At 68.7% G+C, this 26,442-nt stretch carries 19 protein-coding genes; 5 read left to right on the forward strand and 14 right to left on the reverse strand.

The annotated features are described in order from the left end of the window. Positions 1-50 precede the first annotated feature (50 nt). The 4 genes from OCUBac02_RS22960 to OCUBac02_RS22975 form a co-directional block, all read right to left on the reverse strand. Positions 51-866, reverse strand: coding sequence for an ABC transporter permease (locus OCUBac02_RS22960; RefSeq protein WP_173048993.1), 816 nt, complete (start codon positions 864-866; stop codon positions 51-53). Further along, positions 863-1,699, reverse strand: a complete 837-nt coding sequence (locus OCUBac02_RS22965) for an ABC transporter permease (protein ID WP_047581330.1) — start codon at positions 1,697-1,699, stop codon at positions 863-865. Before OCUBac02_RS22965 ends, OCUBac02_RS22960 begins: the two co-directional genes overlap by 4 nt. Before the next feature lie 189 nt (positions 1,700-1,888). Next, entirely contained in the window at positions 1,889-3,019 is a 1,131-nt protein-coding gene (locus OCUBac02_RS22970; protein ID WP_173048995.1) for an ABC transporter substrate-binding protein, read from the reverse strand. A gap of 31 nt (positions 3,020-3,050) precedes the next feature. Continuing rightward, positions 3,051-4,118, reverse strand: coding sequence for an ABC transporter ATP-binding protein (locus tag OCUBac02_RS22975; protein WP_244639030.1), 1,068 nt, complete (start codon positions 4,116-4,118; stop codon positions 3,051-3,053). Between the two features lie 171 nt (positions 4,119-4,289). Between OCUBac02_RS22975 and OCUBac02_RS22980 the strand changes: the two genes are divergently transcribed. Beyond that, on the forward strand, positions 4,290-4,805 hold the full coding sequence (locus tag OCUBac02_RS22980; RefSeq protein ID WP_173048998.1) for a haloacid dehalogenase: 516 nt from the start codon (positions 4,290-4,292) through the stop codon (positions 4,803-4,805). 9 nt (positions 4,806-4,814) lie between these two features. Here OCUBac02_RS22980 and OCUBac02_RS22985 read toward each other — a convergent pair whose 3' ends face one another. Then, entirely contained in the window at positions 4,815-6,614 is a 1,800-nt protein-coding gene (locus tag OCUBac02_RS22985) for a chloride channel protein (RefSeq protein ID WP_173049000.1), read from the reverse strand. A gap of 106 nt (positions 6,615-6,720) precedes the next feature. Continuing rightward, the gene (locus tag OCUBac02_RS22990) at positions 6,721-7,200 is read right to left on the reverse strand and encodes an Lrp/AsnC family transcriptional regulator (RefSeq protein ID WP_047582221.1); all 480 of its coding nucleotides are present in this window, start codon (positions 7,198-7,200) and stop codon (positions 6,721-6,723) included. 103 nt (positions 7,201-7,303) lie between these two features. On the opposite strand from OCUBac02_RS22990, the gene OCUBac02_RS22995 reads away from it, so the two are divergent. The 3 genes from OCUBac02_RS22995 (at position 7,304) to OCUBac02_RS23005 (ending at position 10,421) form a co-directional block, all read left to right on the forward strand. Beyond that, positions 7,304-8,488 carry a diaminopropionate ammonia-lyase gene (locus OCUBac02_RS22995; RefSeq protein WP_173049002.1) on the forward strand — a complete coding sequence of 395 codons (1,185 nt, stop codon included), beginning with the start codon at positions 7,304-7,306 and terminating at the stop codon, positions 8,486-8,488. A gap of 20 nt (positions 8,489-8,508) precedes the next feature. Next, positions 8,509-9,153, forward strand: coding sequence for a glutathione S-transferase family protein (locus tag OCUBac02_RS23000; RefSeq protein WP_173049818.1), 645 nt, complete (start codon positions 8,509-8,511; stop codon positions 9,151-9,153). Between the two features lie 62 nt (positions 9,154-9,215). Beyond that, positions 9,216-10,421 carry a multidrug effflux MFS transporter gene (locus OCUBac02_RS23005; RefSeq protein WP_173049003.1) on the forward strand — a complete coding sequence of 402 codons (1,206 nt, stop codon included), beginning with the start codon at positions 9,216-9,218 and terminating at the stop codon, positions 10,419-10,421. A 218-nt stretch (positions 10,422-10,639) separates the two neighbouring features. On the opposite strand, the gene OCUBac02_RS23010 is transcribed toward OCUBac02_RS23005, so the two are convergent. Then, positions 10,640-12,802, reverse strand: coding sequence for a transglycosylase domain-containing protein (locus OCUBac02_RS23010; RefSeq protein ID WP_465247741.1), 2,163 nt, complete (start codon positions 12,800-12,802; stop codon positions 10,640-10,642). A gap of 256 nt (positions 12,803-13,058) precedes the next feature. On the opposite strand from OCUBac02_RS23010, the gene OCUBac02_RS23015 reads away from it, so the two are divergent. After that, complete coding sequence (locus tag OCUBac02_RS23015; RefSeq protein WP_173049007.1) at positions 13,059-13,445, forward strand: DoxX family protein; 387 nt, start codon at positions 13,059-13,061, stop codon at positions 13,443-13,445. 74 nt (positions 13,446-13,519) lie between these two features. On the opposite strand, the gene trxA is transcribed toward OCUBac02_RS23015, so the two are convergent. From trxA to OCUBac02_RS23050, 7 genes are all read right to left on the reverse strand, one after another. Beyond that, positions 13,520-13,840, reverse strand: coding sequence for a thioredoxin (trxA, locus tag OCUBac02_RS23020; protein ID WP_047579067.1), 321 nt, complete (start codon positions 13,838-13,840; stop codon positions 13,520-13,522). 117 nt (positions 13,841-13,957) lie between these two features. Further along, positions 13,958-14,617: a DUF1345 domain-containing protein gene (locus OCUBac02_RS23025; RefSeq protein WP_173049009.1), complete on the reverse strand. Its 660-nt coding sequence runs from the start codon at positions 14,615-14,617 to the stop codon at positions 13,958-13,960. Then, positions 14,614-18,108, reverse strand: a complete 3,495-nt coding sequence (addA, locus tag OCUBac02_RS23030; protein ID WP_173049011.1) for a double-strand break repair helicase AddA — start codon at positions 18,106-18,108, stop codon at positions 14,614-14,616. Before addA ends, OCUBac02_RS23025 begins: the two co-directional genes overlap by 4 nt. Next, positions 18,105-21,212 carry a double-strand break repair protein AddB gene (gene addB, locus OCUBac02_RS23035; RefSeq protein WP_173049013.1) on the reverse strand — a complete coding sequence of 1,036 codons (3,108 nt, stop codon included), beginning with the start codon at positions 21,210-21,212 and terminating at the stop codon, positions 18,105-18,107. The genes addA and addB overlap by 4 nt, the downstream gene beginning before the upstream one ends. After that, positions 21,205-21,945 carry a nucleotidyltransferase family protein gene (locus OCUBac02_RS23040; RefSeq protein ID WP_173049015.1) on the reverse strand — a complete coding sequence of 247 codons (741 nt, stop codon included), beginning with the start codon at positions 21,943-21,945 and terminating at the stop codon, positions 21,205-21,207. Before OCUBac02_RS23040 ends, addB begins: the two co-directional genes overlap by 8 nt. 139 nt (positions 21,946-22,084) lie before the next feature. Then, on the reverse strand, positions 22,085-23,632 hold the full coding sequence (tsaE, locus tag OCUBac02_RS23045) for a tRNA (adenosine(37)-N6)-threonylcarbamoyltransferase complex ATPase subunit type 1 TsaE (protein WP_173049017.1): 1,548 nt from the start codon (positions 23,630-23,632) through the stop codon (positions 22,085-22,087). Next, positions 23,629-26,109 carry a sensor histidine kinase gene (locus tag OCUBac02_RS23050; protein ID WP_173049019.1) on the reverse strand — a complete coding sequence of 827 codons (2,481 nt, stop codon included), beginning with the start codon at positions 26,107-26,109 and terminating at the stop codon, positions 23,629-23,631. Before OCUBac02_RS23050 ends, tsaE begins: the two co-directional genes overlap by 4 nt. Between the last annotated feature and the right edge of the window lie 333 nt (positions 26,110-26,442).

The following is a 26,442-nucleotide window of genomic DNA, read 5'->3' on the forward strand; positions in this document are numbered from 1 at the left end:
GGAGCGGCAGAGTTGCGGATCGCCTGAGGGCGTGCAAGCCCGCCCTCGCCTCAGGCCCCGACCTTGGCGAGCACGTCGGCGCGCAGGAAGCGCTCGATGAACAGCATGAACAGCACCGAGGGCACGAGCAGGATCAGCGCCGTGATCGAGGCGACCTGATAGTTGCCGCCCATCGCCGCGCTGTAGAGCAAGAGCGGCAAAGTCGTGACCTGCGGCACGCCGACGAAGAAGGTGCCGGTGAACTCGTCGAGCGATTCCAGGAAGACGAAGATGCCGCTGGCGATGATCCCGGGCGCCGCCAGGGGCAGCGTCACCGAGAAGAAGGTCTTGAGCGGCGAGGCCCCGATATTGCGCGCGGCGAGTTCGAGGTCCTTGTCGACGGCAGCGAAGGCCGCGGCCGCGATCCAGACGGAATAGACCAGACCGTGCGCGGCATGGACGAGCACGACCGCGAAGACCGTGCCGTTGATCCCGAGGGAATAGAAGACGCGGGCGACGTTGATGTAGATTGCGACGGAGGGGAAGGCCTGCGGCAGCAGGAAGAGCACCATGAAGACGGCGCGCGCCGGCAGCTTCAACCGAGCAAGCGCGTAACCGGCGGGGATCGAAAGCGCGAGCGCGACGAGCACCGTCAGCACCGCGATCCAGACCGAGGTCGCGAGCGAGGCCATGGCATCGCCGGTCGGGCGGAAGACCTGTTCCCAGTAGCGCGTGCCGTAGACGACCGGCAGCTTGTAGGGCGTGTACCAGCGCTCGGCGACGGACCAGAGCGCGAGGTTGACCAGCGGCCCGATCAGGAAGAAGGCGAAAGCTGCGAGCGCGAAGGCCGCCAGGACCATGCGCAGGCCGGAGACGGCACGGGTCATGGCGTGCCCTCCCTGGCCATGCCGCGCTTGAGATAGATGATCGCCGCGCCAGCCGAGATCAGATAGGTGATGACGCCGAGCGCATTGGCCGTGGCGTAGTCGCCATAGGCGTTGATGCGGAAGGCCATGTCGACGGTCAGCATGGTCGGCTGCGAGCCCGCCACCATCATCGGCACCGAGAGTACCGAGAGCATCGTCACGAAGGAGAGGACGAGCGCGACGAGGAGCTGCGGCATGACCTGCGGAAGGGCCAGCTCGACGAGGACGCGCATGCGCGAGGCCCCGAGATTGCGGCCGGCCTCCAGCGTGGCGCGATCGAGCGCGGCGAGCGCGCCGGCGAGCAGCAGCGCGACGAAGGGCGTCTGCTTCCAGACGAAGGTCGCGATGATGCCGCGCCAGTCGAGGAAGCTCACCGCCTGCAAGGGCTCCATCAGGCCCATGGAGACGAAGGTGTTGTTCATCAGCCCGTTCTTGGCGAGGAAGGTGCGCATGCACTGCGCCGCGACGATGAAGGGGATGAAGAGCGGCCAGCGATAGAGCGCCTTCAGCGTGCCGACGATCCAGCGGTTCTCGCCGAGCGTCAGCGTGCCGGCGATGATGATGGCGGAAAGCCCGGTGAAAAAGCAGGAGGCGAGCACGATGACGACGGTGAAGACGACATCGCCGGAATAGAGCTCCCAGGCCTTGCCGAAGGCCTGCAGCGAGAAGCCTCCTTCCGGCCCCGTGAAGGCCGAGATCAGCGAGAAGCAGAGCGGATAGAGGAACAGCGCCGCGACGAGCGCGAGACCGGGCGCGATCAGCAGCAAGGCGAGCTGGCGTTGGGACAGGCTCATGATGAGCGGCGCTCTCCGCGACGGATGAGTGGTGGAGCATCCGGAACCGCGAGGTCATCCCGGACAAGCGGCGAAGCCGCGCCGATCCGGGATCCATGCCTGAACCGCTCCGGCATGGATCCCGGGTCTTCGCTTCGCTGCGCCCGGGATGACGCGGTGTTTCCCCGCGTCATCCCGGACGCGAATGGATCAGTTCGTGACCTTCTTCTCGTAGCCCTCGAGGATGTCGTTGAAATAGGGCGCGATCGGGAAGGGCTTGCCGTTCTTGGCGAGCTCGGCCGGTGTGACATCGGTGAAGAGCTTGTCCCAGGCAGCCTTGTCGAGCTTGCCTTCGAGGTTCTTGGCATCGATGCCCGGATACCAGTTGAACTTCTTGACGATGCCGTCGGCCTGCACCTGCGGCGAGGTCGCGAGCGCGATGAAGGCCTCGGCCAGCTTCTTCTGGGCCGATTTCTCCGGCACGGCGTAATACATCGGCTGGCCGGGCATGCCGGGCGAGACGAGCTTCAGCTTCATGTTCGGCGGCAGCTTGCCGTCGGCCTGCCAGGAATAGAACATGTCGACCCAGACCGGGCCGATCGCGATCTCGCCGCGGTTCAGCATGTCGAGCGTGCCGGCATTGCCGGGGGTGATCACGGCGTTCTTGTTGAACTCCTTGAGATCGGCGAAGGCCTTGTCCCACTTGCCCTTCTCGGCCGCGTCATAAGGCCCCTTCATCAGCTTCTCGGCGTCGCCGCCGAAGGCATAGACCCAGCCGGCGACGAAGGAGACGCCGGACATGCCGCCCTTGATGCCGTTATAGCCGAACTGCTTGGGGTTCTTCCTGGCCCAGTCGGCGAGCTCGGCGAAGGTCGCCGGCGGCGTCTTGACCATGTCGGCATTGTAGGCGAGCGCGGTCTGCGACTGGAACATCGGGATGACGAAGCCGCTCACGTTCGTGCCGAGCGAGTTCCTGGCGGAATCGCCGGTGGCGAGCTTCGCCGTCTCGACATTGCCCGTGTACTTGTTGAGCAGGCCCTCCTTGACCATCTGGCCGGCGGCCTTCTGGTGGATGACCACGACATCGAAATCGGTCGAGGCGGAGCTCTTCTGGGCGTCGAGCTTCTCGTAGATCTTCTGCGAGCCGGAATCGCCCGGACCGGTGCCGACCGAGACGACCTTCACGCCGGGATGGGCCTTCTCGAACATCGGGCCGAGATAGTCCTTGACGTAGTCGACCATGTTCTGGTCGCCGGCGGAGGCGACGTTGAGGGTCTGCGCGGATAGCGGCGATGCCACGATCAGCGCGGCGAGCGAGCAGGCAAGCGTGATGATGCGCATGTGTCTGACTCCTTAGTTGGACAGGCGTTGGTCAGGCGGCGATCCCGGCCTCGGTCGCCGGGAAGATGTGAAGGCGCTGCAGCGGAATGCGCAGCCCGACCTTCGTTCCGAGTTCGTGACGGGCGACATCGTCGACCGTGATCTGGCGGCCGGCGGCTTCGACCTTGTAGCGGTAGATGCCACCGGGATAGGCGCGGGCGGCGATGGTGCCGGGGACGACGAGATCGCCGTCGCCAGTCGCCGCGTCATGCGCATCGAGGCTCGCGACGTCGTCGCGGAAATAAGCGAGTGCCTCGCCGACCGGCAGCGTCGCAGCGGCTTCGCCGGCGAGCGTCGTGCGGGCCGCGCCGGCCACGACAAGGGCCTGCCCCTCGGCCTTGGCGATGCTGAGCGGCAGCACGTTCTCTGCCCCCATGAAATTGGCGACGAAAGCGCTGGCCGGGCGGTCATAGACCTCCTCGGGCGTGCCCACCTGCGCGATCCGGCCAGCCTGCATGATCACCAGCCGGTCGGCCATCGTCATGGCTTCCTCGCGGTCATGGGTGACATGGACGGCGGTGAGGCCGAGCCGCTGCTGGATGGCACGGATCTCGTGGCGCATCACCATGCGGATCTTGGCGTCGAGATTGGAGAGCGGCTCGTCGAGCAGCAGGATGCCGGGATCGATAGCGAGCGCCCGGCCGAGCGCGACGCGCTGGCGCTGCCCGCCGGAGAGCGCCGTGACCTTGCGGTCCTCATAACCGGCCAGTCCGAGGAAATTCAGCATCTCGCCGACCTTGGCCGCGATCTCGTCCTTGGACTTGCCACGCAGCTTCAGGCCGTAGCCGATATTCTGGAGCACGGTCATATGCGGCCAGAGCGCATAGGATTGGAAGACCATCGCCATGCCGCGCTTTTCCGGCGGCAGGCCGGCAACGTCCCGCCCGCCGACGACGATCGAGCCGTCCTCGACCGGAACGAAACCGGAAAGCGAGCGCAGCAGCGTGGTCTTGCCGCAGCCGGAGGAGCCGAGAAGCGCGGTGAAGCTGCCGGGGGTGAAGTCCAGATCGATGCCATGCAGCACGCGCGTGCCGCCATAGGCGACCTTGAGACCGCGCACGCCGATGGCTGCGCCGCTCCCCGCTCTGGCTTGCGTTTCCGGCTGCAAGGCGCCTACTCCCCCGGTTCTGCTCTTATCGCCTGACAATGGAATATTTCTTCCACAATCGGCTCAGTTGAAATAAACGTTACGCACGGGGCGCAGTCTATGCAAGAGCTTTGTGAAACGCGGATGACAGCACGGATTCATTCTCTCTGGCTGATGCCGGCGCCGTCCGACGAAGCGCTGCTGGCCGGCATCGTCGGCGAGTTGTCGGGCCGTTTCGACACCCCGCTCTTCGCCCCGCATCTGACATTGCAGGGCGACACCGAGACGACGCCCGAGTTGCTGGAGCAGACGATCACCGCGGCTGCCGCAGCGGTCGGGGCCTTCGCGGAGCCGGTCTCGCTCGTCGAGGGAAGCGATGCCTATTTCCGCTCGTTCTATGCCCGCTTCGCCGTCTCGTCGGCCCTGGCGACGCTGAAGCAGGCGCTCGATCCCGAGGGCTTCGCCAGTTTCATGCCGCATGTCTCGCTGCTCTACGGGCCAGTCGAGGCCTCCGCCAAGGCCGCGGCCATAGCCGAAATCAACGCCCGCCTCGCCGGCCGCGCCATCCGCTTCGCCCGGATCGGCATCGTGACCTCCGGCCAGGACGTGCCGATCACCGACTGGCGTGTCGTTACGAGCGTCGCGCTGCGTTCGGCCTGAACCGTCCAGCTACTCGCCGGTCAGCTCGCGATTGCGGCGGCTGACCTCGTCGCTGTAGCGCTTGATCGCATGCGCCTCGCTGAGGATGCCGACGATCCGGCGGCTGTCACGATCGGCAACCACAGGCAAAGCCTCGCTCTCGGCCTCCTCGAACAGCTTCAGCGTGTCGCGCACCGTCATGTCGGCGAGCAGCATGCGGTCCGGATTGTGCAGGAGATGGCGCACGGTGCGCGGCGCGGGCTCGGCCGCCGCCTCCTCGTCCAGCGCCGGGTCCGGCTCGTAGAGCGCGCCGGGTGGCACCATGCCGGCATAGGCATCGCCCGGGCCGATGGCGACGAGATAGCTGGTCGAGCCCGGCGGGTATTTCAGCCGCGCCTCGGCGATGGTGGCGTCAGCCGCGATCGTCGGCACCTCGATGCGCATCATGTTGCCGGCGGTGAGATCGCGCATCCAGCCGACGTCATGGGCGCCGCGGATGCTCTCGCCGCGCAGATGGAAGCGCCAGGTCGCGAAGGAGAAGCCGAAGAGGCGGCGCGTCACCAGCGAGGCGGCACCAGCCGCGCCGACGACCGCGAGCGTCAACTTGAGGTCGCCGGTCATCTCGAGCGCCAGCAGTGTCATGGTCATCGGCCCGCCGACGATCGAGACCGCAAGCGAGCTCATGCCGACCAGCGCGAACAGCGTCTCGTGCCCGGCGAGGTTGGGGAAGGCCAGCGTCAGGACGCCGATGAAGAGGCGGCCCGTCAGCACGCCGAGCAGCAGCGAAGCGAAGAACAGGCCGCCGCGGAAGCCGGAGCCGATCGAGACCGAGGAGGCCAATGCTTTGGCGACCAGCACCAGCGCGAACAATCCGAGGCTCGCCTCGATCCCGAGATAGAGATTGATCGCGCCATGGCCGGCGGAGAGAACGGAGGGATTCCAGATCGCGAGCGCCCCGACCAGAAGACCTCCGAAAGCCGGCCGGAGCCAGGTCGGAATCCGCGAGCGGCGGAAACCCGCCTCGACGAAGGCGGCGGCGCGCATCACGACGATGCCGACGAGCCCGCAGGTGGCGCCGAGCAGCACGACCAGAGGCAGGTTCGCCATCGTGATCAGGCCGATCGGCGGGACCTCGACGGCGAGCAGGGCCGGCGCGAGCACGCCATGGGTCACGGTCGCCATGAAGGTCGCGGCCATGACCGGCACGAAGGCGGCGATCGAGTAACTGCCGAGAATCAGTTCGAAAGCGTAGAAGGCGCCGGTCAACGGCGCGTCGAAGGCGGCACCGATGGCGCCGCCAGCGGCACAGCCGACCATGAGGCGCATATCCGCGCGGCGCAGACGCAGGCGCCGACCGATATGCGAGGCAAGCCCGCTCGCCGCCTGCGTGTAGCCAGCTTCGAGCCCGACCGAGGCGCCGGCGCCGCTCGAACCCATGGTCTGGAATGCGACGAAGGCGCTGTCGCGGAAGGACATGCGCCCGCCATGCAGGGCATTGGCCTCGATCGGGTCGATCGGCTGCTTGCGGCGGCGGAAGAACAGCCAGGAGGCGCAGCCGATGGCGAGGCCGCCGATGACTGGACCTGCAATGGCCCGCCAGGTCGGGATCGTCGTGGTGATCGAAAGCCGCTGGCCATCGGCCAGGCCGAAAATCAGCTCATGCAAAAGCTGGGTCGTCAGGGACATCGCCAGGACGACGAGCCCTGCGAGCACCCCGACCAAACAGGCCAGCACCACGATACCGATCTCACTGGAGCGGAAGAGCGCGCGCCAGCCTTGCGGAGCGTCGCCTGTCGCGGCCGGCGTCTCGGTGGCTTTCACGGTGATCACGGCAAGGCCCGCCCGGCTCCTTCGTCACGTCGGCCCGCGGTCGCATATCGAAGCGGCAGGAACAAGACGGCCCAGCGATTGCCGTCACGACCCTGCCGCAGGGCGGCTACGAGACCGGCACGCCAAGCCCGGTCTTGACCCTGTCCATGGCGACGAAGGAGCGGAACTTGCGGATATTGGGGTTGGCGAAGAACAGGCGCCGCGTCAGCGCCTCATAGGCCGCCATGCTCGGCACCAGCACCACCAGCATGAAATCGACCTCGCCGGTGACGTAGTAGCATTGCTGCACTTCCGGCGCGGCGAGGAAGGCGCTCTTGGCCGCGTCGATATCGGGCGCGGTCTCGCTGACCAGCTCGATCTCGACGAAAAGCGTGATCGGATGGCCGAGCGCAGCGGGATCGACCACCGCGACATTGGCGCGGATGACGCCGCTCGCCTCCATCCGGCGGATGCGGCGCTGCACGGCCGGGGCGGAGAGATTGACGCGCTCGCCGATCACCCGCTGCGGCGTGGTGTTGTCCTGCTGGAGGATGGCGAGGATCGCACGGTCGAAAGCATCGAGATCATGAGCGGTCGGCTCGGCCATGCCTCATCCCGTGAAAGAAACTTGCAATGCGAAAGGCCAAATCCAGCGCCTTTTTCGCCCGCGATGCAATATCCATTCGAGCATCCAGCCAGACGAGGACGCCATGTTCCTGCTCAACCATCACCCGGATTACCGCTCCGCCCTGCATCCGGAGGATGTCGCGACGCTCGGGCCCGCCGGGGCCGATGCGATCATGGCGCATCTGGCTGAGCGGCCCAACCATGTGCCGACGCCGCTGCACAACCTGCCGGGGCTCGCCGCCGCGCTCGGCATCGGCTCGCTCTTCATCAAGGACGAGGGCCAGCGCCTCGGGCTCGGTAGCTTCAAGGCGCTCGGCGGGGCCTATGCGGTGATCCGGCTCGCGCTGGAAGCGGCTTCCGAAAAACTCGGACGACAGCTCGGCGATACCGACATGAACGATCCCGCCGTCCGCGAGGCTGCCGCCGGCATGACCTTCGCCTGCGCGACGGACGGCAACCATGGCCGCTCGGTGGCACAAGGCGCGCAACTGCTCGGCGCCAAAGCCGTGATCTTCGTCCATGGCGGCGTCAGCGACGAGCGCGTCGCGGCGATCGCCCGCTTCGGCGCGCAGATGGTGCGCGTCGACGGAACCTATGACGATTCCGTGGTCGAGGCGGCGCGCGTGGCGACCGAGCGCGGCTGGACCATCGTCTCCGACACCTCGTGGGACGGCTATGAACGCATCCCCGGTCTGGTGATGCAGGGCTATACGGCCATCGCCCGCGAAGGGCTGGCCCAGATGCCGGAACCGCCGACCCATGTCTTCGTGCAGGCCGGCGTCGGCGGCATCGCCGCCGCGCTCGCCGCACAGATGCAGACCAGCTTCGGCGATGAACGGCCGTTCTTCACGGTGGTCGAACCGTCGCGCGCCGCCTGCATCTTCGAGGCCGCGAAGCGCGGCAAGCCGGGCAAGATTCCGCATGGCGCGCCGACCGTGATGGCGATGCTCGAATGCTACGATCCCTCGCCCTTGGCGCTGCGCGTGCTCTACCGCGCCGCCGACGCCTTCATGACGGCCGAGGATTCCGATGCTGTCGAGGCGATGAACCGCCTGGCCCGGCCGATCGCGGGCGACCCCGCCATCGTCGCCGGCGAAAGCGGCGGCGCCGGGCTCGCCGGCCTGCTCGCGGCGCTGCGCGACCCGGAGGTGCGTGCGGCGCTGAAGCTCGACGGTCAAGCGCGCGTCTTCCTGGTCAATACCGAGGGTGCGACCGACCCGGCCCGCTATGCCGAACTCGTCGGCCTCAAGCCGGAGGAGGTCGCGTGAGCACACAATCCGGCGAGCGGCTGACGCTGCATGCGCAGAGCCATTCGCCCTATGCGCGCAAGACCATCGTCTTCGCCCATGAGGCGGGCATCGCCGACCGGCTCGCGATCATGGACCAGGAGACGAGCCCGACCAACCGCAACCCCGAAATCTTCGCCGTCAATCCGCTCGGCAAGGTGCCGGTGTTGATCACGCCGGAGGCCGGCGCGATCTTCGACTCGCTGGTGATCTGCGACTATCTCGACGGGCTGCATCCCGGCCGTCGATTGATCCCGATCGAGGGCAAGGCACGCTGGCAGGCGCTGCGCCTGCATGCGATCGCGCAGGGGCTCTGCGATGCCGGCATCGCCCTGCGCTGGGAGACGCTGCGGCGGCCGGAGCATCTGCGTTACCCGCCTCTCCAGGAAGGCCAGACGGCCAAGCTCATCGAATCCTTCGACGTGCTGGAGCACAGCGAAAGCCTCGACGAGCCCGTACATGTCGGCCATATCGGGCTGGCCACGGCGCTGGCCTGGCTGGAATTCCGCAGCTTGCCGGATTTCCGCTCTGGCCGGCCGCGCCTGACGCGCTGGTACAAGGCGTTCGCGGAGCGCGCCTCGATGCGGGCAACCGCCTATCACGGCGAAACGCAGGACTGCCCGGCTGCCCAGGCCCTTGCCGGATGACCGGGTGACGTCGTAGCAGGACCCGCAGCGCAGCCCGGTTCCGGCCGCGCCGGAGATCGTGCATGAAGCTTCGTCCCGATACGCTGGCGATGACCGCCGTGCTCGCCATGCTGACGGCGCTCGGGCCGCTTTCGACCGATTTCTACCTGCCCTCCCTGCCCGAGATCGCGCGGGTGATGCAGACGGACGTCGCCGGCGCACAGGCGACGCTCTCCTCCTTCCTGTTCGGCTTCGCCGCCGGGCAGATCCTGTGGGGCCCGCTCTCGGACCGACTGGGGCGCCGGCCGGTTCTGCTGGCGGGGCTCGGCCTGTTCGGATTCGCGACTTTGGCCTGCGCGCTTGCGCCGTCGATCGAGGCGCTGACGCTGGCACGCGCCTTACAGGCACTCGGGGCGTCCGGGCCGATCGTGCTCGGCCGCGCCATGGTGCGCGATCTCTATGATGGGCCGCGCGCCGGGCGCGAGCTCGCCCGGATGGGCATGATCATGGGGCTGGTGCCGGCGGTTGCGCCGGTCATCGGCGGCATGCTTCAGGTCGCCTTCGGCTGGCGCTCGACCTTCCTCGCCTCCCTGACCTTCGGACTGGCGCTCGCCGTCGTCATCGTCACGGTGATGCCGGAGACGCTGCGGGTGCGCTCGCCGCAGCCGCTCTCGCTCGTCAGCATCTTCCGGGGCTTCGGGACGCTGCTGCACAACCGTGCCTTCCGCGTCTATGTCGGGCTGACGGCTCTCGCCTATGCCGGGCTCTTCGCCTTCATCTCGGGCTCGTCCTTCGTCCTGATCGGCGTCTACGGGCTTTCGCCGATCGCCTACGGCTTCTCCTTCGGTTTCGCCGTGCTCGGCTACATCACCGGCACGATCATCGCGCAGCGGCTGGTGGGGCGGCGCGGGATGGACGGGGTCATCGCCATCGGCGTCGCCTGCCTCGCCGGCGGCGGCCTCGCGATGCTCGTCGGCGTGCTCACCGGCCTCGGCGGGGCCGCCGGCGTCGTCGTGCCGATGGCGCTTTATGCCTGCGGCGTCGGGCTGACCATGCCTCAGGCCCAAGCCTCGGCGATGATGCCCTTCCCGGACCGGGCCGGCGCGGCCTCCTCCTTCAACGGACTCTGCCAGATGCTGCTCTCGGCCTGTGTCGGGCTGCTCGTCGGTCACCTGCTCAAGAATGCCGCGCTGCCCCTGCCATTGGTGATGTCGGTGCTCGGTGTGGCCGCGCTCGTCCTGTTCCACGCGTCGCGCGGCATTCGGATGGCGAAGAGCCAGGCGATGTAAACGAGGGCTGGATCGCGTTTCCGACCAGAGCAACCCTTTTGTCATTCCGGGGCGGGCCTTAGGCGCGCACCCGGAACCCACGACCGGGTGAGACATCAATTGCTCGGTCATGCGTGGCTCGCCCGGTCGTGGGTTCCGGGTTCTTCGCTCCGCGAAGCCCCGGAATGACAAGGCGGTACGAAGCCCCTCCTAACCCATCGCCGGCAGTGCCTTTGATATCAGCCGCCGAAGAGGCGCTCGAAGAAATTCTTCTCCTGCGGCGCCGGGCGGACCCAGCCGCTGTCGCCCTGAGGCTGGGCCGGCACGGCCGGAATCCGCGCGTCCGCCACCGGCGCGCCGTCGCCGAGCGTCTTGGGGGCGCCCTGCCAGAGGCCGCCCGGCAGCGGGATCGGCTGGGCGCCGGCATGGGCCGCCTTCATGTACTTGCCCCAGATCTCGCCGGGCAGGCCGGCACCGGTGACGCGCTTCATCTTCGAGGCGTCGTCATTGCCGACCCAGACGGCCGTGACGAGCTTGGCGGTGAAGCCGACGAACCAGGCGTCGCCGTAATCCTGCGTCGTGCCGGACTTGCCGCCGACCTGCCAGCCCGGGATGTTGAACTTGCTGCCGGTGCCGCCGTTCATCACGCCGTTGAACATGGTGTTGATCATGGCAAGATATTGCGGCTGGATGACCGGGCCGAGGTTCGCGGCCTTGCGGGCATAGACGACCTTGCCATTGGTCTGGCGCACCTCGCGGATGACGTAGGGCAACACCGACTGGCCGCCATTGGCGAAAGTCGCATAGGCGGCCGTCAACTCCAGCGGCGTCACCTCGGAGGTGCCGAGCGCCAACGACAGGTTCGGTTGCAGGGCCGAGTTGATGCCGAGGCGCTGCGCCGTGCGGATGACCTCACGGGGGGTCACCTCCTGGATGAGGCGGGCGGCGACCGTATTGAGCGAATGCTGCATCGCGGTCGCGAGCGTCACCGGGCCGCGATAGTTGCGCGAATAGTTTTCCGGCTCCCAGCCCTTGATCGAGACGGGAGCGTCGTCGCGGATGGTGTCCGGCGTCATGCCCTTCTCAAGCGCGGTCAGGTAGACGAAGGGCTTGAAGGAAGAGCCCGGCTGGCGACGCGCCGCCGTGGCACGGTTGAACTGGCTCTTGGTGTAGTCACGTCCGCCGATCAGCGCCCGGATCGCTCCGTCGGGCGCAAGCGAGACTACCGCGCCCTGCGAGACGTTGAGCTTGGCGCCCTGCGTCGAGAGGGCATCGACGAGCGTCGTCTCGGCCGAGGACTGCAGCTTCGAATCGATCGTGGTGAGCACCGTGACGTCGCCATCGACCGCGCCGATGAAGTCGTCGAGCACGTCCATGACATAATCGGCAGCGTAGTTGACCGAGCCGGCGCCGACACGCTCGGGCACCTCGGCCGGCGCGGTGAGCGCGGTCTTGGCCGCCGCCTGCGAGATGAAGCCCTGATCGGCCATCGCGGCGATGACGAGCTGGGCGCGCTTCTCGGCGGCTTCCGGATTGCGGTTGGGCGCCAGGCGCGACGGAGCCTGGACGAGGCCGGCGAGCATCGCCGCCTCCGCGATCGTCACCGAGCGTGCCGACTTGTTGAAATAGCGCTGCGCGGCCGCCTCGACGCCATAGGCGCCGGAGCCGAAATAGACGCGGTTGAGATAGAGCTCGAGGATCTGGTCCTTCGTGTAGGTGCGCTCCAGCCAGAGCGCCAGGATCGCCTCCTGGATCTTGCGGGCCGCCGTGCGCTCCTGCGTCAGAAAGAGGTTCTTGGCGAGCTGCTGGGTCAGGGTCGAGCCGCCCTGCGCCACGCCGCGCCCGCGCAGGTTGGTGACGAGCGCGCGCGTGATGCCGATCGGATCGATGCCGAAATGCTCGTAGAAGCGCCGATCCTCGATCGCGACGAAGGCGCGTGGCAGATAGGGCGGGATCTCGCCGATGGTGACGGTGCGCCCGCCGGTCTCGCCGCGATTGGCGAGGAGCGAGCCGTCGGCGGCGAGGATCGCGATGTTCGGCGGCCGCTTCGGCACTGTGAGCTGGTCGATCGGCGGCAGTTGCGAGGCGTGATAGGCGACGAGCCCGCCGACGCCGATGGCGCACCAGAGGCCGAGCACCATGGTCCAGTAGAACAGGCCGCCCAGGAAGGAGCGGCGGCCGCGCCGGCCACGGCGCTTGCCGCCTCCTCCACCGCCGCCACGCTTGTCGCGCTTCGGCGGATTGCGGAGCTGCCGGCTGGGCTCCGGCTGTGCCGGGGCGTTGCGGAAGCGGGTGGGGCGATCATCTGGAGAAAGGCGCATGTCACCGTCCGCGCGGCTGGTGCCACGCTCATAACCAAAGGAGGGCTCGCGCCGCTCGCCTCGTGCAATCCGGTCGTTCATCCTGCCCCGTTTTCGGCCGCCAAGCCGCCTCGCAATGCGGTCAGGTCACACAGGATTCAAACATGGCGCTTTTAAGGGTTCGTAAAGCGTGCAATGCGGCAGGGCGATCACAGCCATCGCGTAAACTTGATCGAACTTGCAAACACGCAAACGAAAACGTCAACGACTGGGATATTGCGCAAAATCGGGCGGTTCGCCTAGAACCCGAAGCTCTAACACCCAAACCCTCCGAGCGACCCGCAATCAAGGACGATCCATGCAGTTTCTGTCGCGCTACCAGCCCTATGCCCTGGGCCTGCTCCGCATCTTCGCCGCGCTGAGCTTCATCTCGCACGGCACGCAGAAGCTGTTCGCCTTCCCGGCGGCTCCGTCCTGGGGCATGCCCGCCGCGATGAGCCTGCCCTGGACCGCTGGCGTGCTGGAGATCGTCGGCGGCGCGCTCGTCCTCGTCGGCTTTTTCACCCGCCCGGCCGCCTTCGTCCTGTCGGGCCTGATGGCCGTGGCCTACTGGATGGCCCATGGCTCCAAGGGCTTCTACCCGCTGCTGAACGGCGGCGAGGCCGCGATGCTGTTCTGCTTCATCTTCCTCTACATCGCGACCGCCGGCCCCGGCGCCTTCGCCATCGAATCCCGCAAGACCTGATACTCGACTGCAGGAACAGGAAAGGCCCGCCTCCTCATCGGAAGCGGGCCTTTTTCGTATCCGAGGTGGACGAATCAGACCGCGGCGGAGATCCAGCGCGAGAGATCGCTCTTGGGGGCGGCGCCGACCTTCTGCGAGGCGAGCTTGCCGTCCTTGAACAGCATCAGCGTCGGGATCGAGCGGATGCCGAACTGGGCCGGGATCTGCTGATTCTCGTCGACATTCATCTTGACGATCTTGACCTTGCCGTCGAGCTCGGTCGCGATTTCCTCGAGCGCCGGGCCGATCATGCGGCAGGGACCGCACCATTCCGCCCAGAAATCCACCACGACCGGCTCGGACGACTTCAAAACGTCGGCCTCAAAGCTCTGATCGGTTACCTTGCTCGTTGCCATGACTGGCCGCCTTTCGGTTTCAATGGGAGGCAATGCCGCCCTTCGCCAGCGAAGCTATGAACGCCGGCCCCCCGGGTCAAGGCGCGTGCATCGCGGGGCCGAGGTGAAGCCGGTGCGTCACGAGCCGCCCGAGACCAGGCTCGCCCCGACATTGATCGCCATCGCCAGGATCGAGGCGTTGAAGACGAAGGTCAGGATCGAGTGTACCAGCACGATGCCGCGCGCGTGGCGCGTGGTCACGCCGATGTCGGAGGTCTGCGAGGTGCAGCCGATCGTGTAGGAGAAATACAGGAAATCGACATAGTCCGGTTCGGTCTTGCCGGGAAAGTCGAGGCAGGGCTCGGCCCTGCCGCCGCGATAGTAGATGCCGGCATAGTGCAGCGTGAAGAAGGCGTGCAGCAGCGTCCAGGAACACAGGATCGTGACGCCGCCGAGCGCGAGATGGATACCGCGCTGATCCGCCGGCAGCGCGCCGATGCCGGTGAGCTGGACGACGATGGCGGCAAGGCTCGCGCTCGCCGCGAGACAGGAGATGACGAGGATGGCGACCGCGCCCTCGTCCTGCTTCTCGGCACGCGCCCGGATCTCGTCGACCGTCTCGGTGAACATCGTCGTCGCCAGCAGGCCGAGATAGAGGGCAGCTCCAGCATCCCAGGCCACCAGGAGGCGCGTCGCCCAGCGCCAGTCGCCGGGCAACATCAGGGTCAGCACCGCACCGGCGGCGAGGGCGATCAGCAAGCGCGGACGCAGGGACAGGGAATGCGGCACGAATCTCATGGCGCGAACGCTCCCTCGGCAGAGCCGACACCCTCGCCATTGGCCACGGTGGCAAGCGCCGCGTCGAGCCGAGCGGCATCCAGCTCGAAGCAGGTGAGGCTCGCCGTGTAGATCGCCAGAGCCCGCACGGCCCGGCCGGGATAGATCTCCCGCATCAGCGCGGCATAGGCGGCGAGCTGGGCAATGGTCGTGACGGATATCGCATCCACCGTCCGCGGAGGCCGGGCCGTGGTCTTGAAATCGGCGACGACGACGCTGTCGGAGGTCACGGCCAGGCGGTCGATCCGTCCGGATACCGCGCGGGCCTCGCCATCCGCCAGGCGGATCGCGCCCGCGACGGGAACCTCCGCCAGAGCGTCCACGGCGAACAGCCCAGCCAAGGCGGGCGCCGCCAGCAATTGCAAGGCGTCGGCAACGATGGTCGCCCGCCGCTCGGGACGCAGGGCTCCGCCACGCGCTTCCGCCAGGGCTTCCGCCGTCGCGGGGCGGCGCACCTCGGGAACGCCCGGCAAGATCTGCAGCAGGAGATGGGCCAAGCGGCCGGCCGCCGCCGCTTCGGCCAGGAAGGGGCCATCGCCCGGCCGCTCCTCGCCATCGGCGGCGGTGAGCGCGCTCGACGGCTTCAGCGGCGGCAAGGGCTCGGCCTCGCGTACCACTTTCTCCCGCAACCAAAGCGGTACGGAGACCGAAGCGGCCTCCCCGTCGGGGCGGTTGCCATCAGCCTCGGGCGGCACCGACGCCGAGACCATGAAGCGCAGCACCGCGTCGTCGCCATCGCCGAGCCGCTTCAGGCCGGGTTCCGACTGCATCAGCCCCTGCTCGATCATCGCGTACCAGCTTCCGGGCGGCGCCTCGCCCTTGGGCTGCGCGCCACAGACGATCAGGCGGTCCTCGGCGCGGGTCATCGCGACATAGAGCAGGCGGTGGTGCTCCTCGACCATCTGCGCGACCACCACGACCTTGGCAGCCTCGGTCGCCGATACATCCTCTGCGGAAGCCGGCGGCCAGAGCGGCACGAATTCGCCTGATGGCGTCGGCACGGCCAGGATTTTCGGCAGACGCCGCGCGCCGGGCTGGACGCCGAGATCGGCCAGGATGACGATCTTCGCCTCCAGACCTTTCGAGCCGTGCACGGTCATGACGCGGACCTCGCCGGCGCTGGCCGAGAGATCGCGCTTCACGTCGGCGGCGCTGCCGGCGACATGCTGGAGGAAGCCGGCGAGCGAGGGACCGTAGCGGCGCTCATGATCGAGTGCTGCGTTGAGGAAAGCGTCGAGCGCGTCGCCCGCTTCGGCGCCGAGCCGGGCGAGCGCGAGATTGCGCCCGCCGCCGGGGCCGAGCAGATCGGCAAAGAAGCGGAACGGCCCCTGCCGCCCGGCCTGCTGCGTCCAGCGGACGAGCTTCGCCTCGGCGGCGGCATAGCGCGGCTCGGTTGCGGCGGCCTCCTGCAAGGCGGCACGCAGCGAGCCCTTCCGATCGGGCGCGAGGCGCAGGAGATCGTCATCGTCGAGATCGATCAGGGGTGTCTTGAGCGCGGTCGCGAGCGTCAGATCGTCATCGGGCAGGAGCAGGGCGCGGCCGAGCACGACGAGGTCCTCGACCGCCGGATGCTCGGCCAGCGTCAGGCGATCGCGGCCGGCGACGGGCACGCCGGCATCCTTCAGCGCCTTGACGATGGCCTCGAACAGCGCGCCGCGCTGGCGCAGCAGGATCATGACGTCGCCCGCCGCGAAGGGATGGCCGAGATCGTCGCGGCGGTCGCGATGCCAGCGCTGCAAGGTCCGCGCGATGCGCTCGGCAAGCTTCACCGTGCCGCTGCGCCGCTCGGGCGCATCGACCGGCGTGGTCCAGGCATCGGGCGGCTCAGCCGTATCGTTGGCGGCCAGCGGCCAGATATCGACGGTGCCGGGAGCGTTGCGGCGCACGGTGTCGTGGATTTCCGGCCGGGCTGCGCCGTCGAAGACGAGACCACGCGCATGGTCCGGCAGGGCGAAGACGGCATCGACCGCCTGCATGATATCCGGCGCCGAGCGAAAGGAGGTGTTGAGGCTGATCGCCTCGAAATCCCGCTCCGCCGCCCGGATGCGTTGGCCCAGCGCGCGGCGCTCCTCGCCGAAGGCGGAGGGCGCCGCGCCCTGGAAGCCATAGATCGACTGCTTCTCGTCGCCGACGACGAAGATGGTGCGCGGCTTCGCCCGAAGATCGCCGCCGCTGGTGAATTCCTCGGCCAGCTTGCGCAGGATCGCCCATTGCGCCTCGCCGGTGTCCTGCGCCTCGTCGAGCAGGATGTGGTCGATGCCGGCATCGAGCTTGTAGAGCACCCAGGCGGCCTCGACCCGCTCCAGCAACGAGCGGGTGCGCGCGATCAGATCGTCATAGTCGAGCAGCGAGCGCAGGCTCTTCTGGCGCTGATAGGAAGCCAGCATGCGCGTCACCAGCAGGGCGAGCGCGGCGCTGCGATCGCGGATCGCGACGGCGTTCAGTTGCTCGGTGGCGGCGAGCAGGCAGGCGGCAAGATCCTCCAATGTCGCCAGCAAGGCGCCGTCGAATTCGGATTTGCCCTTGCCGCGGATATGGACGTTGACCGTGCCCTCGGCCGTGATGAAGCCGCGCCGGCAGAAGCCGACGGGATCGCCGTCATCCTGCCCGGCGAGGAGCGTGCGCAGGTTCGCCGCGAAGTTCTGCCGGGTGGCGCTGCCGGCCTGAAGCGCCTCGATCAGGGCATGCAGGCCCGGCAGAGCCGCCAGATCGGCGCGGAAGCGCGCCCTGACCGCATCGGCCGAGAGGTCAGGCGCGATGCCGAGGAAGGCGGCGATGCCGGCCTTGACCGCGCCAGCATCGCGGGCGCGCCCGGTCCCGTCGCTGAACAGGGCACGCTGGCGCAGTGCCTCCTGGAACATGGTCTCGAACGAGTCCTGCGCCGCGAGCCTCGCGAGCAGGTCGAGCGCGCGGGCTTCCGGACCGTTCGGCTCGGCCGCGACGAGGGCGAGCAGTTCGCGGCGTGCGGCGCGCAGCATCTCGGCTTGCGCGAGATCGTCGGCGACTTCGAAGCGGGGCGGCACATTGGCCTCGAAGGGCGCGGCCTGCAGCACGCGGGTACAGAAGGCGTGGATCGTCTCGATGCGCAGGCCGCCCGGCGTCTCCAGCGCCTCGGCGAAGAGGCGGCGCGCCTTGGCCCGCTCGGCCGTCGTCGGCGGGCGGCCGGTGAGCTTCGTCAATTCACGGCCCAGCGCCTCGTCGGAGAGCGTCGCCCAGGCACTCAGCGCCTTGAAGATGCGGTTCGCCATGTTGGCGGCAGCCGCCTTGGTATAGGTGATGCAGAGCATCCGGCCGGGCGCGACATCGTCGAGCAGCAGCCTGAGCACACGGTTGACCAGCACATGGGTCTTGCCTGAGCCGGCATTGGCCGAGACCCAGGCGGAGAGGCCGGGATCGGCGGCCTGCGCCTGGCGCCGGTCGGTCAGCGGCGGGACGATCCACCCGGGCTTCATGCCTCGCCCCCCTCGTCGCCGCCGGGCGCGGCCGACCATTCCTTGACGCGGGCGAGGTGGTCATAGGGGCTGGCATAGCGAATATAATCGGGGGCGCGGCGCGAGACGAAGGGCTCGCGGCCGGAACGCAAGCGATCGAGATATTCGAGCAGGCGCTCAAGATGGCGCGCAGCGACATCGGCCAGGGATTCGTCGCCGAACTTGAGCGGCGCGCTCGCTCCCCAGCCCTTGGGATCGTGGTGGAGCTTGACGTAGAGCACGTCGTCGACCGGCAGCGGCCCGGACAGCCCCTTGAAGCCGGCGCGCGCCGCCAGATCGGCTTCCAGCGTGAGTTGCGGGGCAAAGCCCTTCTCGACCTGCTTCTTTGAGGGCGGCGCCCCCGTCTTGAAATCGACGATGCGCAGCGAGGGCGTGCGCGTCAGCTCGATCCGGTCGGCCTTGCCGCTGAGGCGGAATTCGCTGCCATCGGCGAGCGGGAAGCTCGCGGCCGTGAAGAGCTCGACGCCGATGCGGCCGATATCGGCGCGCCGGTTCTCCTCCCAGCGGATGAAATGGCCGGCCGTCAGCAGGAAGCGCGGCCACCAGAAGGCCTTGACCTCCGGCACGCCGTCATAGGCGCTGAAGAGCCGGGTGCCGATGGCGATGAGTTGGCCGAGCGCATCGGCCGGCAAGCCTTCGGGATAGGTCGTGCTGAATTCCTCGACAATGCCGTGCAGCAGCTTGCCGCGATCCTGCGCGGTCGGGTCCGCCACGAGATCGTCGAGCGCGTCGAGCTTCAGGATCTTGCGGGCATGGATCTGGTAGGGGTCGCGATAGAGCGTCTCGACCTCGGTGACGCTGAGCGAAAGCGGCTGGAGATCGCGCAGCGGGCGCGGCGCCGGACGGCCGATCGGTTTCACGTCGGCGGGCGCGCTAAGGACACCGGCCAGAGCCCGCAGCTTGGCGCCCTCGTCCACCGCCTTCGTCCAGACCGATTGCGGCGTCACCGCCTGCAGGCGCTGCCAGAAGCGCGAGGCGATGGTTTCGGACTCGCCGGCCTTGCGCGGGCGGGTCAGGGTCACCTGCGGCGCGAGCGCCGCCATGACGAAATCATGCGCGGTCTGGCCGACGCGACGCTCGGGCGGTGAGAGGCCGAGCTCGGCGCGCATCGGCCGGTTGATGAAGGAATCGGTCGTGGTCTGCGGCGGCCAGACGGTCTCGTTCAGGCCCCCGAGCACGACATGGTCCGTCTCCAGCAGGCGCGCTTCGAGCAGGCCCCAGATCGCGACGCGCGGATAGCCGGGCGCCGCGCGCTTGACCACGGTCTCCGTCAGCAGCCCGTCGAGGATGGCGACGAAATCCCGCGCCGTGCCGCCCGGCGGCATGACGGGCTCGGCGCCCGCCAATTCGTCGAAGAGCCCGGCCAGAGCCTCGCCATCCGGCCCGACGAAGGCGAGCGCCGTGCCGGCCTCACTCGTGCTGAAGGCGGTGACGGCCAGGCGAGCCGCCGTAACCACTGCGGCCAATGTCGGCGCTTCGGCGGCGAAGGCCTCGCGCAAGGCGGCGCTGGCTGAGCCCAGCGCATGCAGCACCTTGGTGGCCGCCGCCTGATCCTCGGCGGTCAGCCGTTTGCGCGGCCGCGGAACGTGCCCGCTCTCGCGGATCGCCTCCCAGCCGCCGAGCGCGGCTTCCAGACCCGGCATTCCACGGCCGACCGTCTGGCCGCGCCAGGTGCCGATATCGAGCGCAGCGGCGCCCTGTGCCAGCGCATTCCGGCCGAGTCCCAGCCGACAGAGCGGATGAGCGAGCAGCGGCACGAGCGCGACCGGCGCCATCTCGACCAAGACCGCTTCGAGAATCAGACGCAGCAACGAGCCCGCCGGCCAACGCCCGAGCGGCAGGCCGGCGGAATCGTCGACCTCGACGCCCCAGCGCTTGAGCTCGACGGCGACGCGCTCGGCGAGGCCGCGATCCGGCGTCACAAGGGCCGCATGGGCGCCAGGACGTTCCAATGTCTCGCGGAGCGCTATGGCGACGACCAGCGCCTCCTCGCGCTCGTCGGCGGCTTCGACGACGCGCAGGCCCTCGAATCCCTCGGCCGCCATAGCGTCCGAGACGCGCGTGGCGACATCGGACCAGAGTTCGGTGACCGAGGCCGGCAACATCGCCTCGCGCAGCAGAGCGGACCGCGCCCCCCGCGCGCCGTCGGCCTGCGACAACTCGCGTACGTCGTCGCGGACGGCTTCGAGCGTATCCATCAGGTGATGCAGGGCCGCTTGCGGATGGGAGGGAGCGGGCTCCCTCGCGATAGCATCCCAGGCGCGCCCATCCAGCCCGAGATCGATGCCGGGCAGGACCACCGCGCCGTTCGGCAGGCGGGCTATGGCGGCAAGCAGGCGCGCGGTCGCCGGGACAGTACCGGTCGAACCGGCGGCGATGATGGGGCCTGTCACTCCTCCGGCGATGAGCCGGTCGCGTTCGGCCGCCAGCATGCGATTGCGGAAAGCGGCGGGATCGCAGGCGGCGCGCTCGGTCAGAATCTCCGGCCAGGCCTCGCCGAGAATGGCGAGGAAGCCGGCATTGAGTTGCCAGACCCGGTCGAAGCGGGCGGCATCGAGCGAGGCCAGGCGTTCGACCGGGACGCCTTCGGTCTGCATCTGGTCGAGCAGGGCGGCGAGATCGCCGGCGAGCCCATAGGCCTCGGCCAGCGTCGCCGGTACAAGCGCGGGCTCGCCCGGATCGAGCCGGAGATGGTTGCGATTGGCGGTGCGGCCCCAGGCATCGACCAGCCGCGTCAGCAGCATGCGGCGTTCGAGCGGCGCGATCGGGGCGAGGCGTTCTTCGGCCCAGGCGCCGGCGCCGATCAGCGCCGTCTCAACCTCGTCGACATCGCCGAGCGGGACGATGCGCGGCAGCAGCAGCGGCTTGCCGCCGAGCTTTCCGGCGAGGATCGCGGCGAAGGCACGCGCGGCGCGGCGCGTCGGCAGGTAGAGCGTGGCGCGCGCCATCGCGGCGGGATCGGCGGGGTCATGGACCGGGCCGAGCCGACCATCCAGCATCGCCTGCGCCAGCACCTCCAGGAAGGGCGCGCCGGCCGGGATGCTGAACAGGTTGAGCTCAGGCATCGACCGGCTGGTCGGCGGCGAAGGCGGCCTCGGCCGGCGCGATCGCCTCCGGCCGGTCGACATGCAGCCAGCGGCCTTCGAGGACATGGCCGGAGAGTCGCCCACGCGCGATGGCCCGGTCGAAAAGCAGGTTGAACGAGAAGGATGCCGGCGTATCCGCGAAGAACTCAGGCGTCACGATCCCGATCCCGGCATAGACGTAAGGGGCGCTCGCGGCCGGGCCGCGCCGCGTCAGGCGGCCGGCCTCGTCACGGAAGAAATCGCCGGGGCCGTTGAAGCCGACGCTGCTCTCGCGCTCCGCCAGCAGCAACAGCATGTCCATGGTCTCGCCGTCCCAGGCGGCGGCCATCGCGCCGAAATTGGAGATGCCGCGCTCGCTCCAGAGCGAATCCGAATTGACGCTGAAGAACGGCCCGTCGCCGAGCAGCGGCAAGGCTTTCTTGGCGCCGCCGCCAGTTTCGAGCAATTCGCCGCGCTCGTCCGAGATCACGATGCGCGGGCGCGTCCGGTCCGCCAGATGCGCCTCGACCTGCCCGGCGAGGTGATGGACGTTGACGACGGCCTCCTCGACGCCGGCCTCGGCCAACCGATCGAGCGCATGGTCAAGCATCGCCTTGCCGCCGATCTTGACCAGCGGCTTGGGCAGCGTGTCGGTGATCGGGCGCATGCGCTGCCCGAGACCGGCCGCCAGCACGATCGCCCGGCGGATCGGCGGCGAAGCGGTTGTGGTCACGCGAATCTCCCGAAACAGGCGAATGGCCTTCCATAGCGCGTCGTGGTCGGGCTTGTCCCGACCATCCACGTCTTCGCTGGACGAGCGTAATATTCAAGACGTGGATGCTCGCCGCAAGGGCGAGCATGACGGAGTGTCTTCACGGCGTCTCGAACAGCTTCGGCATATGCGCCTGGTACCAGGCCTTCAGCTCTTCGAGGGCGGGGTGATCGAGATTGCGGCGCAGATAGCCCTCGATACGCGGCAGATGCTTCAGGTAGTCCGGCTTGCCGTCGCGCTTGTCGAGCCTCGCGAAGATGCCGGCGATCTTGGTGTTGCGCTGGGCACCGAGGATCGCGTAGGCGCGGGCGAAATCGGCGAGATCGAAATCCGGAGTATCGGCCCGACGCGCGGCGCCATAGGCGGCGAGCAGCCTGAGCTCCAGCGAGGCCGGCACGTCGACGCGCGCATCCTGGCCGAGCGAGGCGAGATCATAGGCGGGGTGGCCGAGCACCGCGTCCTGGAAATCGATCAGGCCGAGCTTGGCGTTGCCCTCGCGGCCTTCCAGCCAGATCAGGTTCGGCGAATGGTAGTCCCGCAAGGTCCAGGTCGCCGGTTGGGCGAGAATCTCGTCGAAGAGCCTGTTCCAGATCCGCGCGAACTCGGCCTGCGTCACGGCCGGCAGCGTCACCCCGGCGATATGCGGCGCATACCATTCCAGGATCAGCTCGGCCTCGATCGCCATGGCCTGGCGGTCGTATTCGGGGATGGCGTGATCGCGCCCCTCGGCCACCGGCAGGATCGCCGGCAAGGTATGGCGATGGAGATCGGCCAGCAGCCTCGCCGCAGCCTCGTAGCGCTCGGCGATCGGCCGGCGCTCGGCGTCGATCACGCCCTCGTTGCCGAGATTCTCGATCACGAGCAGACCGGTGTTCAGGTCCTCGGCGAGGATCTCCGGCGCCGAGTAGCCGAGCGAGCGCAGGCCGCGGTCCATCGCGACGAAGGCCTCGACATTCTCGGCGAGATGGGCGAGCGCGCTATAGGGCTTGCCGAGGCGGATCGGCGGGCCGTCCGGGCGCGGCGGCGAGATCATCAGCACCGCAGTCTCGCCGGTCGGCCGGGTCAGGCGCTCATAGGCGCGCGTCGAGGCGTCGCCGAGCATGAAGTCGCGGCGGGCCTCGCCCCAGCCGGCGGCGTCGACGAGCCGGCGCGACGCCACCGCGATGGCCACGCGCTGCTTCCAGAGCACGCCGCCCGAGAGATCGGCGATGCGGCCGGTCTCGGGATTGTCGGGATCGACGTCGAGCACGATGTCGAGGCGCCGGGCGGCGGGCAGGCGCGAGCCGGCCCGGTCCGGCCATTCGACCAGCAGGATCAGGCGGTCGATATCCTCGACCAGCCCGATATCGTCGAGTTCGTCCGGCGAGCGCACGCGGTAGAGATCGGCATGCAGCACCGTGCCCTGACCGGTCTCGTAGCTCTGGACCAGCGTGAAGGTCGGGCTCGGCGCCTCCAGCGCGGGATCGCGGGCGAGCTCGCGCAGGATGGCGCGGGCCAGCAGCGACTTGCCGGAGCCGAGATGGCCGGAGAGCGCGACGATGTCGCCGGGCTTGAGGATGGCTGCGATATCGGCGGCGAGGCGCAGCGTCGCCGCCTCGTCCGCCAGCAGAAGCCGGTGCGTGCCGGCCTTGCGGGCTTCTTCCGTCATTCGGCGGCATCCGAGAGCGGCACGCCCTGCGCCGGGAAGACGGCCGTCACCCGCGTGCCGCGCCCCGGCGCGGAATCGAGCTCGACATGGCCGCCATGGAGTTCGACGATCGAGCGGACGATGGAGAGGCCAAGACCGACGCCGCGATGGCTGGAGCCGAGCGAATGGCTCTCGAAGCGCTCGAACACCTTTTCCACGACCTCGGCTGGAATACCGCGGCCCTGGTCGGCGACGGTGATGCGGATGTCCCCGCCCGTGCGCGTCGCGTTCACCGTCACGGTCTGGCCGGGTGAGGAGAAGCCGATGGCGTTGGAGAGCAGGTTGAACAGCACCTGCCGCAGGCGCTTGCCGTCGGCCCGCAGCGGGCCGGTGCGGGGGTCGATCTCGACATCGAGGTCGAGCTTGCTGTCGGTCAGCCGGTCCTGCAGCCCGGACGCGGCCTGCGTGATGGCATCGGCGACGTCGACATCCTGGATCTCGAGCGTCAGCGCGCCGTTATCGATGGTGGCGAGGTCGAGGATGTCGTTGATGATGGCCAGCAGCGCGCCCGACGAGCGGACGATATGGGAGGTGTAGTCGCGCTGCTTCTCGTTGAGCGCGCCGACCGTTTCGGTGCCCAGCAGTTGCGCGAAGCCGATGATGTTGGTGAGCGGCGAGCGCAGTTCGTAGGAGACGTGATGGACGAAATCCTCGCGCAGACGCGAGATCGTCTCCAGCGCCTCGTTCTTCTCGGTCAGCGCCCGCTCGACATTCACGCTGGCGGTGACGTCGGCAAAGGAGATCAGCGTCGCGCCGTCCGGCAGGGGAGCGGCGGCCATGTCGAGCACCGTGCCGTCGCGCCGCTCCATGCGGCTGCTGTAATCCTCGCGCGCATCGCGCACGCCGGTGACGACGCTGTGCAACTCGCTCCAGACCTCGTCCTGCGGGAAGAGCGGCCGGCAGAGCCGGATGACCTCGTCGATATGCGGGGCGCTGGCCGCTAGATCGCCGCCATGGATGCGCCAGGACTGGGCGAAGGCCGGGTTGGAGAGCTTGAGCCGCCCGTCCGAGCCGAACACCGCGACGCCCTCGCGCAGCGAATCCAGCGTCTCGCGCTGGGTGCGGGAGAGCGCATTGAAGCGCGACTCCAGCGTGAAGCGCTCGGTGACGTCGTCATAGAGATAGGTGACACCGCCCTGCGGATTGGGGCTGGCGACGACATGGATCGTGCGCCCGTCCGGGAGATACCACCAGTCCTCGCTGGCGCGGGTGGCGGTATAGGCGGCCTGCGCCGCCGCCTTCCAGCTCCGGTAATCGCCGAGTTCCGGCAGGCGCCTTTCGGCGCGCAGCCTGTCGAGGATCTCGCCGTCGCTGGGCTGGCCGTCGAGGAAGCCCGCCTCCAGCGACCAGAGCACCTCGAAGCCGGAATTGCGATAGACCAGCCGCTGGGCGCCGTCGAAGACCGCGACCGCCGTCTTGAGCCGGTCGAGCGTGCCGACATGGGCATCCATCTGGCGCTGGAGATCGGCGCGGATCGCTTCGAGCTCGCTCATGTCGATGGCGAAGCCGGCATAGCCGGTCGCGGTCGGCAGTTCCATGATGTCGAGCGTGCGCCGCTGCCCGGAGACCACGGCCGGCGCCCGCAAGGCGAAGGTCGCGCCTTCGCGCCGCGCCCGCGCGGCCGCATCGCGCTCGGTCCGGTCGAGCAGTTCGAGCCCGCTTTTCACGACCGTCGCCGGATCGGCCGCCTCGACGGCGCGGCCATAGGCGGCGTTGACCCAGGTCAGGCGGCCATCGGCGTTGCGCATCCAGGCCGGATGCGGCAGCCCGGCAAGCAGACTGGAGAGCGCCGCATGGCCCGCCGTCACGCGCTCGAGCTCGCCCCGGAGCGTCATGACCTCGGCCCGCTCGCCCGTCACCTCGCGGAAGCGGATGACCGCGCGCCCGGCGACGGGGCGTCCTTCGACATCGATGAACGGGCCGGCCTTGCTGCGCAACGTGATATTGAACGCCTCACCGCGCTGCTTGAGCGCATCGGTCGCAAGCTCCAGGCGCTTGGCGTCGGCGGGCGGCGCCCAGCTGCCATAGGCGAGGGCCAGCGTCGCGCCTGGCGCGCCGAGGAAGCCGCTATCGCCCTCGAAGACGGGCGCGGCGTCTCGCCCCTTCCAGCTCACGACCACCTGCGGATCGGCCGCAAGCAGGATCGAGAGCCGCTCCTGATGGCTGCGCGCGGCTTCGAGATCGGCCGCGAGCTTGGCCTCGCGCTTCTGCCAGCGCGTCCGCTCGCGCACATAGATCAGCGATGTCGTCGTGGCGAAGACGGTCAGGCCAGCAAGGATCAGCGAGAGCCCGCCGGAGCTCATCGTGTCGAAGGAAACGGGCGCCAGCCATTCGCTGCGGGCCATGGTCGGGACGGTGGCCGAGGCTGCCGCCAGCCCGGGCAGCAATGCGCGCGGATGCCAGCCGCCATCTCGCCCCTGTCGCCTCGCCCGTGCCATTCCGCTTCCGTCGTCTCTCCGGCGGCAGGAGCCGCCTTGTCCATCGGGCCCGTCGGAATCGGCCGGGGGAGCTGGCAGGGCTGCCATCTCCGGAGGGGCCGATCCACGCTCGCCACCACGCCAATCACATCAGAGCTGCGCTCCGGCCCGCGCAACGCGGCGGCCGAATCAGCCCCACTCTAATCATCGCTGGACTCCGTCAGGAAGTGCTTAATGGCCGGTAAATCGTCCGTTTTTCCGGACGGGCGCATCGCCGAGAGAAAGATATCAAGCCCTAGATGCTGCACAGTTGGCGGGCACAATTTGTAGTAGCCGCCACGGTGATTCCCGGAA

It is taken from the genome of Bosea sp. ANAM02 (assembly GCF_011764485.1).
Lineage (GTDB): Bacteria > Pseudomonadota > Alphaproteobacteria > Rhizobiales > Beijerinckiaceae > Allobosea.